The sequence below is a fragment of the Neisseria sp. HMSC070F02 genome (genome assembly GCF_001814225.1).
GTDB classification, from domain to species: Bacteria; Pseudomonadota; Gammaproteobacteria; order Burkholderiales; family Neisseriaceae; genus Neisseria; species Neisseria meningitidis.
This window is the reverse complement of the sequence record NZ_KV815373.1, coordinates 1-11,864: the sequence shown is the minus strand read 5'-3', so window position 1 is coordinate 11,864 and position 11,864 is coordinate 1. Positions and strand designations below refer to the sequence as shown.

Genomic DNA, 11,864 nt, shown 5'->3' with positions numbered 1-11,864 from the left:
GCCTTGTCCTGATTTAAATTCAATCCACTATATTATATATTTTGTTTTTGTTTGATTATAAGGCAACGGTGTCCTTTCGTCTATTGGCGATGATTGTATGATTTTATTTAAGATTTTAATAAAAATCCTAGGAATGGCTGCGTTTTCCCGTTGTTTTATTTCGTCCGGTATTGGTTTTTAAGTTCACGCAGCGCGACAAAGGTATCGAGGCTGCTGTTTAACGTTTTCCCGCTCAATGCCTCGGCGCGGTCTCTGACGTGCGGCAGGTCGACGCGCAAAAACGGATTGACGCGGCGTTCGTGCGCGAGGGTAACGGGCAGGGTAGGCGTATGCGCCGCCGCTTTCAGTGCCGTCTGAATGTCGGCGTTGTCCGGCTCGATATGGGCGGCAAAATCCAGGTTGGCGGCGGTGTATTCGTGTGCCGGGTAGAACAGGGTGTTTTCAGGCAGGCGGTTGAAGCGTTGGAAGCTGTCGTAAAGCTGTTCGATTGTGCCGGTAAACACGCGTCCGCAGCCGGCGGAAAACAGGGTGTCGCCGCAAAAGACGTGTATGCCGTCTGAAGTTTCCATAAGGTAGCTGATGTGGCGGTCGGTATGGCCCGGGGTTGCCCAAACGGTGATTAACCCTTCGCCGAAGGTAAATTGGGTGCCTGCGGTTACGGTGTGGGTTGCCGCTTCGATGTCGGATTCGCCGTAAACGGGCGATTCCATGTAGCCGCGCCAGAGTGCCGCCGCACCGCCTTCGTGGTCGGGGTGGGGGTGAGTTACCCATGTTTGGGCAAGCATGAGGCGGTTGCGGACGAGGAATTCCAAGACGGGCGAGGGTTCGGAAGGGTCGACGCAGACGGCATGGTTGCCGTGCTGTATCATCCAGATGTAGTTGTCGGTTAGGGCTTTGACGGGGGTGATTTTCATGAGTGTTCCTCGGTGGACGGATACCGTTTAAAGGATGGTATGCCAGAACGCCGTCTGAAATATTCTTCAGACGGCATTGGTTTGAGTAGGGCGGTTAGCCCAAGGCTTTACGTGCGCCGGCAAAGAGGCGGTACCAGCCGGACAGTTCCGTCCAGCCTTCCGGTTTCCAGCTCATTTGTGCGGCGCGGTACACGCGTTCGGGGTGGGGCATCATGATGGTCACGCGGCCGTCGGCGTTGGTAATGCCGGCGATGCCTTGCGGCGAGCCGTTGGGGTTGAGCGGATAGGTTTGGGTAACTTGGTTTTGACCGTCCACATATTGCAGCGCAATGCCCAAATCGGCGGAAATATTGCCGCCGTGAAGCGCGAAGTCGGCGCGGCCTTCGCCGTGGCTGACGACGACGGGCAGGCTGGAGCCTTGCATTTCGTTCAGAATCAGCGACGCGGATTTGGGGACATGAACCATGCTCAGGCGCGCTTCGAACTGTTCGCTCAGGTTGCGCTTGAACTTCGGCCAGCCTGCCGTGCCGGGGATGATTTCGGCGAGGTTGCTGACCATCTGGCAGCCGTTGCACACGCCCAATGTCAGCGTGTTCGGGTCGGTGAAGAAGGCGGCGAACTGGTCGTGTAAGGCGGGGTGGAACAGGATGGATTTCGCCCAGCCTTCGCCCGCGCCGAGTACGTCGCCGTAGCTGAAGCCGCCGCACGCCGCCAGCATTTTGAAGTCGGCAAGGCGGAAACGGCCTGCCATCAGGTCGGACATATGCACGTCGTAAGCATCGAATCCGGCGCGGGTGAAGGCGGCGGCCATTTCGATTTGCCCGTTCACGCCCTGTTCGCGCAGGATGGCGATTTTGGGTTTCGCGCCGCTGTTGATAAACGGCGCGGCGATGTCTTCGTTCACGTCGAATTTCAGGTTGGCAAACAATGCGCTGCGGTCGTTGTCGCCAATCAGGGCAAACTCGCTGTCGGCGCAGGCAGGGTTGTCGCGCAGGCGTTGGATTTGATGGCTGGTTTCTTGCCAGGTTTGTTGCAGTTTGATTAGGTTGTCAGAAATAAGGTGCGTTTGCCCGTCGCGGATGATTAACGTGTTCTCATCAGTTAACGTACCGATTTCAAAGACATTATGATGCAGCTGTTGTTGATAGAATAAATTGATAATATCGGCAACATCTTGTTTTCTAACTTGGATAACAGCACCCAACTCTTCATTAAATAATGTGCGGGCAATGGTTTCTTGCCATTCAGCCAACGCTTTTACCTCTTCAGTCCGCAATGATTGAGACAGAGCGGTATGGTTGGTAATAAATGTTTGTGCAAGCAATAAATTTAAATCTATATCCAAGCCGCACCGCCCTGCAAACGCCATTTCTACCAAAACGGCAAACAAGCCGCCGTCGCTGCGGTCGTGGTATGCCAAGAGTTTGTCTTCGGCGACAAGCTGTTGAATCACGTTGTAAAACGCTTTCAGACGGCCTGTGTCGTCCAAATCGGGCGCGTCGCCGCTCATGTTGTTGTATACCTGACCGAATGCAGAGCCGCCCATACGCGCTTTGCCGAAGCCCAAATCGACAAACAGCAATACGCTGTCCTCGACGTTTTTCAATTCGGGCGTAACGGTTTTGCGTACGTCTTGAACCGGCGCGAACGCGGAGATAATCAGGCTCAACGGCGAAACGACGGATTTCTTGTCCGCGCCATCCTGCCAAACGGTTTTCATCGACAGGCTGTCTTTGCCCACGGGGATGCTCAAATCCAGTGCCTGACAGGCTTTAGAAACCGCTTCGACGGTGCGGTAGAGTTTTTCGTCTTCGCCTTCGTTGCCGCACGCCGCCATCCAGTTGGCGGAGAGCTTGATGTTGCCGATGTCGCCGATGTTGACCGCCGCGATGTTGGTGATGGCTTCGCCGACGCACATTCTGCCCGAAGCAGGCGCGTCAAACAGGGCGACGGTCGGTTTTTCGCCCATAGACATCGCTTCGCCGCGATAGGTGTTGAAGCCCATCATGGTAACGGCGCAATCGGCTACGGGGGTTTGGTATTTGCCGACCATTTGGTCGCGGTGGGTCATGCCGCCGACGCTGCGGTCGCCGATGGTAATCAGGAAGTTTTTGGCGGCTACGGCAGGCAGGCGCAAAACGCGGTAGGCGGCTTCGGTGATGTCGATATCGTCGGCGTGAAACGGTTTTTTAGATGGCGTAACTGTTTTGTCGGTACGCGTGGTTTTGGGCGGTTTGCCGAGCAAGACGTTCAACGGCAAATCGATGGGGTTGTTGGCGAACAAATCGTCGCGCACTTTCAAATGACCGTCGTCGGTCGCTGTACCGACCACGGCAAACGGGCAGCGTTCGCGTTCGCAGATGGCGCGGAAGGTATCCAAATCTTTTTCCAAAATCGACAAGACATAACGCTCTTGCGATTCGTTGCACCAGATTTGCAAAGGCGTTAAACCGTGTTCTTCCAACGGCACTTCGCGCAGCTCGAATACCGCGCCGCGTCCGGCATCGTTGACCAGTTCGGGGAAGGCGTTGGACAAACCTCCTGCGCCCACGTCGTGGATGGAGATAATCGGGTTTTTGTCGCCGAGCTGCCAGCAGCGGTCGATGACTTCTTGCGCGCGGCGTTCGATTTCGGGGTTGCCGCGTTGTACGGAGTTGAAGTCTAAAGAAGCGTCGTTCGTGCCGGTATCCATCGAAGAAGCCGCGCCGCCGCCCAAGCCGATAAGCATGCCCGGGCCGCCCAGTTGGATCAGCAACGCGCCTTCGGGGATTTCGTCTTTATGCGTCTGCTGCGCCTGAATGCTGCCCAAGCCGCCGGCAATCATAATCGGTTTGTGGTAGCCGCGAACCTGACCGTCAAATTTTTCTTCAAAAGTGCGGAAGTAGCCCAAGAGGTTCGGGCGGCCGAATTCGTTGTTGAACGCCGCGCCGCCGATGGGGCCTTCGATCATGATGTCCAGCGGCGAGGAAATATGTTCCGGCTTGCCGTAGTCTTGTTCCCACGGCTGTTTGAGGTCGGGGATGTTGAGGTTGGACACGGTAAAGCCGGTCAAGCCTGCTTTCGGACGCGAACCTTTGCCCGTTGCGCCTTCGTCGCGGATTTCGCCGCCCGCGCCCGTTGCCGCGCCCGCAAACGGCGCGATGGCGGTCGGGTGGTTGTGCGTTTCCACTTTCATGATGATATGCGTGTCTTCCTCGTGGAAACGGTAGCCTTGGTTTTCCGCCGCATTCGGATAGAAACGCTCGATTTTCGCGCCTTCAATCACGGACGAATTGTCTTTATAGGCGACGACCGTACCTTCGGGATGCGCGTTGTGCGTGTCGCGTATCATACCGAACAGGGATTTCGGCTGTTTTTCGCCGTTGAGGATGAAGTCGGCGTTGAAGATTTTGTGGCGGCAGTGTTCGCTGTTTGCCTGCGCGAACATCATCAATTCAACATCGGACGGATTGCGCTGCAAAGCCTGATAGTTTTCAACCAGATAATCGATTTCGTCGGCGGAGAGTGCCAAGCCCATTTCGGTATTGGCTTTGACCAAAGCCTCTTTACCGCCGCCCAAAACATCAACGGTGGAAAAGGTTTCGGATTCGAGATGGTGGAATAATTTGGATGCCGTCTGAAAATCGGGCAGCACGGATTCGGTCATGCGGTCGTGCAGCAACGCCGCCCATTGCTGTTTCTCATCGTCGTTCAGACGACCTTCCAGCCACACCGCCATGCCGCGCTCGATGCGTTCGATGCCTGCCAAACCGCAGTTTTCCGCGATATTGGTCGCCTTGGAAGCCCACGGCGAAATCGTACCCAAACGGGGCGTTACCAAAAACAAATGCAAGCCCTCGCGCGCTTTTGGCGTTTGTTCAACGCTTTGCGCCGCCAACAAGGCTTGCAGTTTTTCGACAGTCGCGGCATCCAATGCTTTCTCGCTGCCGGCGAAATACCAAAATTCGCTGCTTAATTTGACTTCGGGCAGTCCGAGTGCGGCGGCTTTTTGCAAGAGTTTTTCGACACGGAAATCGGAAAGGGCGGTAACGCCGCGCAAGGGCAAAACGACAGACATGGATTCGGCTCTCAAATGCGGTTGGAAAATCTGTCATTATACGCGCAACGGGGCTGTATTGCTTGGGTATTTTGGCTTAAAATGTTGACAATCTTCAGACGGCATACAGTTGGGGAAAATACAGGTGCCGTCTGAAGATATTAAGGAATAAGGGTTTTATCTGTTTTTCTGATTTTTACCCAAAGCCGGGTATGCGGATAATTGCAGGAAGTAGAGGGGCGGGCAACTGCTTCCGTATGTTTTTAGATCAAATGCCGTCGTTTCCGTACGGTTAGGAATATGGAAGTTTGGATTTACAGAAACCTTTAAATATTGCTGAAATGCAGAGATCGGGATTCCCGCCTGCGCGGGAATGACGGTTTCCGGCAAATCGCCGCATCGCCGGGCGAACAGTACCGTTTATCGTTTGCCGGCGGTTTCTGCTATATTTGTCGTTTGTTTACGTTAATTAATGGAGAATGTGATGAAAAAAATCGAGGCGATTGTCAAACCGTTCAAACTCGACGACGTGCGCGAGGCGTTGACGGAAATCGGCATTACGGGGATGACCGTCAGCGAGGTCAAAGGGTTCGGCAGGCAGAAGGGGCATACGGAAATCTATCGCGGTGCGGAATACGCCGTCGATTTCCTGCCCAAGGTCAAAATCGAGCTGGTGTTGGCGGATGACGCTGTGGAACGCGCGATTGACGTGATTGTCGAGGTGGCGTGTTCGGGCAAAATCGGCGACGGCAAGATTTTTGTGCTGCCGGTCGAGGAGGCAATCCGTATCCGCACGGGCGAACGTGCGGACGCAGCAGTCTGACGGCCGGATAGAAAATAAAAACCGCAGCCTTGCAGGGCTGCGGTTTCTTTATCGGGAGATGCTGCTTACCACTCGTAATTGACGCCGACATGGTAGGCTGCGGAAGAACCGGACGAAGTGCCGACTGCCACGCCTGCTTTGGCGGCAAAGTTTTCGGTAAAGCGGAAGCCGGTACCGATGGCGACTGCCGATTCGGATTTGTAGCCGCCGACTGCAGCCGTTACATTGAACCGACCCACGTTGTAAGGTTGGAACAGACCGGAGAGCGCGGCTTGTTCTGCAAGGCCTTGGCGGGTTTCTTTGCGCAGGTCTGACACTGTTTTATCCAAACCGTTCAGGCGAGTATCGTGATCGGCAATGGATTTTTCAGCAGAAGCCAAGCGTGTGTCCAATTTTTCGGTAGTAGCGTTCAGACCATCAATTCTGACAAATTTGCTGTCAGACTCTTCTCTGGTGTACACGTCGGCACTGTTTGCTTTTTTAGCAATATTATCTTTGTTCGTAGCGATATCAGCTTTGATGTCGGTAACTTTTGCAGCGACAGCTTCGGCCTTGTCGGCTGCAGTATTAGCTGTGCCAGCGGCAGCTTCGGCTTTGCCTGCTGCAGTTTCTGCAGCTTTTACTTTGGCATCGACGTTTTGTTTGTTTTCATTGACGGTTTTGGTCAGGTTAGTCACGACTTTTTTCAGACCCAGACCTTTAAAGTCGTCGGCTTCAACATCGGCTGCAGTTGCGTCTTTTTTGGTAATTGTGCCGTCTTCACCAATGTCGTAGATGGTCTCTCCAGCTTTGAAACCGTTGATTTCTTGGCCATTGTTGTAGGCAGCAGCAATGGCCACAGTGGCAGCTTTTTTAACATCGTCGTCGTTTGTGGCTGCCAGTGCGCCGCTACAGAAAGTGGCAAGGATGGCTGCGGTCAGTACTTTGGATTGGAAATGTTTCATGGCTCATTACCTTTGTGAGTGGTTAAAAAATGGGGCGAAAATCTTTTGCAAGTATTTTATTTCCACCAAGTTTGTTTATATATTGAAGTATATATGAAGGGAGGCATATATATAATACATTGTCGCAATTTATTTATTTATTTATTTATTTGATTCATGCAGGTAGGTAGTTCGGCATTAATATCTGTTAATATGTGCATATTATGCTGATGTCAATTCTGCCGGTGTCGTGTCTTAATTTTGTCAGGATATGGGTTGCCGTCTGAATGTTCAGACGGCCTTTTTGTCGGATTTAGATATGGTGGACAATCAGTTTTTTGCCTTCGTAGTCGAGTACGTCCACGTCCATGTCGAACAGTTCTTTGATGTTGTGTACGGTGAACACTTCTTCGGGCGTGCCGGTCAGGACGGCTTTGCCGTTTTTCATGGCGACGACGTGGTCGGCGTAAGCGGCGGCCTGGTTAATGTCGTGCAATACGGCGACGGTGGTGCGTTTGTGTTCGCGCGTGAGCTTTTGCAGAATCTGCATGAGCGAGCGGGCGTGATACATATCGAGGTTGTTCAGCGGTTCGTCCAAAAGGACGTAGTCGGTGCTTTGGCAGAACACCATCGCAATCATGGCGCGTTGGCGTTGTCCGCCGGAGAGTTCGGTCAGATAGCGGTCGGAGAGGTCTTGCAGGTGGAATTCTTCGATTGCACCGTTAACGATACGGCGGCATTCGGCAGTCGGCCTGCCTTGGTGGTAGGGATAGCGGCCGAACATCAGCAGGTCGCGCACGGTGATGCGGCTCATGATGCTGTTTTCTTGGGTGAGGATGGAGAGCGTGCGGGCGAGTTCGGCGGTGGGAGTGCCGGCAAGGTTTTTGCCTCGGTAGGCGATGCTGCCGCTTTCAAGCGGGCGCAGCCGCGCCATAAAGGAAAACAGGGTGGACTTGCCTGCGCCGTTCGGGCCGATCAGCGCGGTAATGCCGCCTTCGGGAATGTCGAGGCTGATGTTGTCCAGAATGGGGCGCGTGCCGATGCGGTAGCTGACGTTGCGGATGGTAATCATAGGCGGATGCTTGTCGGGCGTAGGTTTGTTGTTGTTTGGCGGGGTTCAGACGGCATTTGAAATTCGGAATGCCGTCTGAACGCTCACACTTCGCGGACGATGACGAACTGCGGGTCGTCCGCCGATTCGGTCAAAAATGCTTTAACGCGTGCCTGCCAGAGTTGTCCGAAGCGTTCGAGTTCTTCTGCGCTTGCGCTGCCGCCGACGGCTTTGGGCATAAGTTCGCGCATTTCGGGTGCGAAGGGTTTCAGGGCGGCGTTGATGCTGACGGCGACGGTTTTACCGTTGTCTTTGCGGCGCAGGGTCAGTGTGCCGTTGATTTCGCCTGCACCAAAGGATAAGAGGTTGCGGCGGGCGAAGCGTCCCTGTATTCCGATGCCTCCGAAGCCGGTTTCGGGGGCTGCGCCGGTAAGGAGTTGGACGACGGACGCGGTTACGCCGACCGTGCCTTCGTCGCGCGCTCCCTGCATGGCGGCTTCGATGCCGCCGCGTTCGGGCAGCTCTTCGCCGTAAAGGGCTTTCAGTCCTTTGATAACCATCAGGTACGCGCCCGCGACGGTCGGGCAGGAATGTCCGCACAGGCGCACGGCATCGGCGTAGCGGTAAGTGAGGATGCCGTCTTGCGCCGCGCCGAGGAATGCGGCAAGCGGGTCTTGTACGGTCAGCGTCGGGGCGCGGTCGAAAAATTCGGGTAAACGTTCTTGCGTCATATGGTTTGTCCTTTCGGGGCGGGCTGCCGTTCAGACGGCATCCGTCATTTTTTGTGTTTTAAAACGAGATAGAGGAAAACGAGTCCGCCCGCAAATTCGACCACCACGCTTAATACCGCCTTCATGCCCAAGAAGTGTTCGAATACGGTCTGTCCGCCGACCAAGAGGATGCCGCCGACACAAACCGTCATCGGCAGGCGGACGGAATGGCGCACGGACGGGGAAAAGTGGTTGGCAAGCGAGGCGGCGAGAAGCCCGAAAAAGCTTACCGGGCCGACAACGGCGGTCGCCGTCGCCACCAGCGCGGCAATCCAAAGCAGTATCCATAAGGTGTTGCGCGTGTAGCTGATGCCCAAATTGACGGCTTGGTCGCGCCCCAAAAGGTGTACGTCCAAGCGGTAGCGTTCACGCCAAACGACCGCCGCGCTGACGAGCAGAATCAGCGCGCCTATGCCCAAAAGCTCGCTGTGGACGGTATTGAATCCGGCAAACATATTCGCCTGCGCCGCCGTAAATTCTTCGGGGTCTATCATGCGCGAAAGCAGCGAGGAAAGGCTGCGGAACAAAATCCCGAAAATCACGCCGATTAAAATCATACGCGGCAAATCGCGCCCGCCCTGACGGATGAGCGTGTAGAACAACAGCAGCGAGCCGCCCATCATAACGACCAGTTCAAAGCCGAATTTGCCCGTCAACGGCAGGGAAGCATAGCCCACGCCGCCCAGAGCGAAAACCAAAAGCGTCTGCAAAAACACATACAGCGAATCGAAACCCAAAATCGAAGGGGTCAGAATCGGATTGTTGGTCAGCGTTTGGAAGAGTTGCGTGGACACGCCGACCGCATAGGCGACCATCAGCAGCGCGGCAAGTTTGGTCAGCCGCAGGTGCAGTACAAAATCCCAATCGCCTTTGACGTTGAGCGTCATAAACAGTCCGCAGGAAACCAGCAACAGCGCAAAGGCGACCCACAACGGACGGCTGCTTCCTGCCATAAAACCGATATTTTTTTCAGACGGCATAGGCGGGTTTCCTCAACAAAAGCCACAAAAACAACGCCGTACCCAATACGCCGAAGACGGTCGATACCGGAATTTCAAACGGAAACACAATCACGCGTCCGATAATGTCGCACAATAAAACCAAAGACGCACCCAGCAAAGCCACCGCAGGCAGGCTTTGGCGCAGCCTGTCGCCTATCAGGCGGCTGATGATGTTCGGCACGACCAGCCCGATAAACGGAATATTGCCGACCGTAACGATAACCAGCGACGTAATCAAAGCCACAATAATCAGCCCCGACCACAGAATCGCCGTCCGGTTCAGCCCCAAGTTCACGCTTACCGTTTCGCCCAAACCCAAAATCGTCAGCCGGTCGGCAATCAGATAGGCAAACACCGCCAAACCGCCCGTAATCCAAAGCAGCTCGTACCGCCCCAGCAGCACGCTCGAAAAATCGCCCTGCTGCCATACGCCCAACATTTGCAGCATCTCAAACTCATACGCGACAAACGTCGCCACCGCCTCAACCACACCGCCGAAAATAATCCCCACCAGCGGCACCATCAGCTGCGCCGTCGGCGGCAGGCGGCGGATAAGCAGCATAAACACCAGCATCCCGATTAACGCGGCAACGGCGGCAACCGACATTTTGACCGGCAGCGGCGCGGCAGGCAGCAGCAGGGACATCAGAAGCAAACCCAAAGCCGCACTCTGACCCGCGCCCGCCATAGAAGGCTCGACAAAACGGTTACGCATCAAAATCTGCATAATCATCCCCGCCACCGCCATCGACGCGCCCGTCAGCACAATCGCAAACGTGCGCGGCAGGCGGCTGATGAACATAACCTGCTGGCTGTCGGACAGCGAAAACACATCCGACCAGCGGAAATCGGCAACGCCCACCGACAGGCTGACGGCAAACAACACCGCCAGCAGCAGGAGGTTGGTCAGGTTGAGGGAAAAAGGTTTGGCAGTCATAAACAGAAGGGAAAAGCGTTAAGGCGTAGAAGATTCAAACAAGGCAGTCCGAACCGTCGGAGCGGAAAGCCTTGTTTGAAGCCTCCGGATGGGCAGAGGATAGGGCAAGTTCCAATAAAAACGCTTGCCGCCATTCCCGCGATATAGTGGATTAAATTTAAATCAGGACAAGGCGACGAAGCCGCAGACAGTACAAATAGTACGGCAAGGCGAGGCAACGCCGTACTGGTTTAAATTTAATCCACTATAACGCCCGTATCGGGCAATGCCGTCTGAAACACGGGAAGCGGTTTGCATCCGTGTTTCAGACGGCATCGAATGCCGCCGTTTCATTATTTCGCGGCGTTAAAAGCATCCGCAACCTGTTTGCTCGCGTTCAGCAGCTCTTGCGCGCCGCCGGCTGCCAGATAAGTTTCGGGAACGAGGTAAACGACTTGTCCTTTTTTCCAGGCGGTTGTTTCGGCAACCAGCGGATTATTCAACACGTCTTTCGCCGCCTGACCCTCTTCGCCGATGGCCGCGCTGCGGTCAAGGACGAACAGCCAGTCGGGATTTTTCTCTTTCAAGTATTCAAAGCTGATAGGCTGACCGTGGCTGCCTTCTTTGATGGCTTCGTCAACAGCGGGCAAACCGATGTCTTTGTGCAGCCAGCCGCCCAGTCGTGAAGACGGGCCGAAGGCGGACATCTTGCCGCCGTTGACCAAAATCACCAAACCCTTGCCTTTGCCTTGTGCGGCAGTTTTCGCGGCTTCAAAAGACGCGTCGATTTCCGCCTTCAGCTTGTCCGCTTCCGCCTGCTTGCCGAAGATTTGCGCCAGCGCGTCGATGCGCTCTTTGGCACTTTCTTTGAGGTTGGCGGTATCGGCGGTCATTTCGATGGTCGGCGCGATTTCGTTTAATTTGTCAAACGCCTTGGCTGCGCGGCTGCCGATGATGATGAGCTGCGGCTTGTAGGCGTTTAAGGCTTCGTAATCCGGCTCGAACAAAGTTCCGGCGGGTTTGGTCGTTTTGAAATATTCCTCTAAATACGGCAGGCGGTTTTTATCGACGGACAAACCGGTTTTCACGCCCAGTTTGCTCAAGGTGTCGAGCATACCCAAATCGTAAACGGCGATACGTTCGGGGTTTTGCGGTATTTGAACATCGCCGCGCGCGGTTTTGACGGTAACGGACGCACTTTCGGATTGTGCGGCGGAAACCGCCTGTTCTTTGGCTTGTGGGGCAGAGTCGGAATTTTGCGGCGAACACGCGCCCAAAGCGAGGGCGGTGCATACGGCTAAAGCAGTCAAACGTAACATAGGTGTCTCCAAAATGGGGATATTGGGGCAAAGCCGCCGGTCGGACAAACCGGAACGGCTTTAGAAAGGATAAATGATAATCTATAGTGGATTAACAAAAATCAGGACAAG

Annotated in this window: 10 protein-coding genes and 1 pseudogene; 2 read left to right on the top strand and 9 right to left on the bottom strand. The window is 54.7% G+C overall.

Features of this window, described 5'->3' with window-relative positions; genetic code table 11:
• Positions 1-155: 155 nt before the first annotated feature.
• The 3 genes from gloB to HMPREF2959_RS10620 all read right to left on the bottom strand — a co-directional run bounded on the left by gloB (position 156) and on the right by HMPREF2959_RS10620 (position 5,340).
• Positions 156-914 carry a hydroxyacylglutathione hydrolase gene (gloB, locus tag HMPREF2959_RS02625; protein WP_002243373.1) on the bottom strand — a complete coding sequence of 253 codons (759 nt, stop codon included), beginning with the start codon at positions 912-914 and terminating at the stop codon, positions 156-158.
• 94 nt (positions 915-1,008) lie between these two features.
• Positions 1,009-4,971, bottom strand: a complete 3,963-nt coding sequence (gene purL, locus HMPREF2959_RS02620; protein ID WP_061450906.1) for a phosphoribosylformylglycinamidine synthase — start codon at positions 4,969-4,971, stop codon at positions 1,009-1,011.
• A 156-nt stretch (positions 4,972-5,127) separates the two neighbouring features.
• Positions 5,128-5,340: a hypothetical protein gene (locus HMPREF2959_RS10620; protein ID WP_078835863.1), complete on the bottom strand. Its 213-nt coding sequence runs from the start codon at positions 5,338-5,340 to the stop codon at positions 5,128-5,130.
• 94 nt (positions 5,341-5,434) lie between these two features.
• Here HMPREF2959_RS10620 and HMPREF2959_RS02615 point away from each other — a divergent pair, with 94 nt between their 5' ends.
• Positions 5,435-5,773, top strand: a complete 339-nt coding sequence (locus HMPREF2959_RS02615; RefSeq protein ID WP_002243375.1) for a P-II family nitrogen regulator — start codon at positions 5,435-5,437, stop codon at positions 5,771-5,773.
• 65 nt (positions 5,774-5,838) lie between these two features.
• Here the strand turns inward: HMPREF2959_RS02615 and HMPREF2959_RS02610 are convergent, their stop codons facing one another.
• The 5 genes from HMPREF2959_RS02610 to HMPREF2959_RS02590 all read right to left on the bottom strand — a co-directional run bounded on the left by HMPREF2959_RS02610 (position 5,839) and on the right by HMPREF2959_RS02590 (position 10,455).
• On the bottom strand, positions 5,839-6,717 hold the full coding sequence (locus HMPREF2959_RS02610; protein ID WP_070696357.1) for a YadA C-terminal domain-containing protein: 879 nt from the start codon (positions 6,715-6,717) through the stop codon (positions 5,839-5,841).
• A 292-nt stretch (positions 6,718-7,009) separates the two neighbouring features.
• Positions 7,010-7,768, bottom strand: a complete 759-nt coding sequence (locus HMPREF2959_RS02605) for an iron ABC transporter ATP-binding protein (RefSeq protein ID WP_002243378.1) — start codon at positions 7,766-7,768, stop codon at positions 7,010-7,012.
• 83 nt (positions 7,769-7,851) lie between these two features.
• Positions 7,852-8,478 (bottom strand): FmdE family protein, encoded by a 627-nt coding sequence (locus HMPREF2959_RS02600; RefSeq protein ID WP_002243379.1) that lies wholly within the window; start codon positions 8,476-8,478, stop codon positions 7,852-7,854.
• Positions 8,479-8,522: 44 nt separating this feature from the next.
• The gene (locus tag HMPREF2959_RS02595) at positions 8,523-9,497 is read right to left on the bottom strand and encodes an iron chelate uptake ABC transporter family permease subunit (protein WP_002243380.1); all 975 of its coding nucleotides are present in this window, start codon (positions 9,495-9,497) and stop codon (positions 8,523-8,525) included.
• Complete coding sequence (locus HMPREF2959_RS02590) at positions 9,487-10,455, bottom strand: ABC transporter permease (protein WP_002243381.1); 969 nt, start codon at positions 10,453-10,455, stop codon at positions 9,487-9,489. Before HMPREF2959_RS02590 ends, HMPREF2959_RS02595 begins: the two co-directional genes overlap by 11 nt.
• A 139-nt stretch (positions 10,456-10,594) precedes the next feature.
• Here HMPREF2959_RS02590 and HMPREF2959_RS12735 point away from each other — a divergent pair.
• A pseudogene (locus HMPREF2959_RS12735) lies at positions 10,595-10,702 on the top strand (IS5/IS1182 family transposase); the annotation flags it as partial.
• An 85-nt stretch (positions 10,703-10,787) separates the two neighbouring features.
• Here the strand turns inward: HMPREF2959_RS12735 and HMPREF2959_RS02585 are convergent.
• A complete protein-coding gene (locus tag HMPREF2959_RS02585; RefSeq protein WP_002243382.1) occupies positions 10,788-11,753 on the bottom strand; it encodes a siderophore ABC transporter substrate-binding protein in 966 nt (321 codons plus the stop codon).
• Positions 11,754-11,864: the final 111 nt, after the last annotated feature.

Bases quoted from the DNA above. Each gene is read 5' to 3' on its own strand.
- HMPREF2959_RS02585 (WP_002243382.1), bottom strand. From the start codon at position 11,753: ATGTTACGTTTGACTGCTTTAGCCGTATGCACCGCCCTCGCTTTGGGC.
- HMPREF2959_RS02610 (WP_070696357.1), bottom strand. From the start codon at position 6,717: ATGAAACATTTCCAATCCAAAGTACTGACCGCAGCCATCCTTGCCACT.
- HMPREF2959_RS02605 (WP_002243378.1), bottom strand. From the start codon at position 7,768: ATGATTACCATCCGCAACGTCAGCTACCGCATCGGCACGCGCCCCATT.
- HMPREF2959_RS02615 (WP_002243375.1), top strand. From the start codon at position 5,435: ATGAAAAAAATCGAGGCGATTGTCAAACCGTTCAAACTCGACGACGTG.
- purL (WP_061450906.1), bottom strand. From the start codon at position 4,971: ATGTCTGTCGTTTTGCCCTTGCGCGGCGTTACCGCCCTTTCCGATTTC.
- HMPREF2959_RS02600 (WP_002243379.1), bottom strand. From the start codon at position 8,478: ATGACGCAAGAACGTTTACCCGAATTTTTCGACCGCGCCCCGACGCTG.
- gloB (WP_002243373.1), bottom strand. From the start codon at position 914: ATGAAAATCACCCCCGTCAAAGCCCTAACCGACAACTACATCTGGATG.
- HMPREF2959_RS02595 (WP_002243380.1), bottom strand. From the start codon at position 9,497: ATGCCGTCTGAAAAAAATATCGGTTTTATGGCAGGAAGCAGCCGTCCG.
- HMPREF2959_RS02590 (WP_002243381.1), bottom strand. From the start codon at position 10,455: ATGACTGCCAAACCTTTTTCCCTCAACCTGACCAACCTCCTGCTGCTG.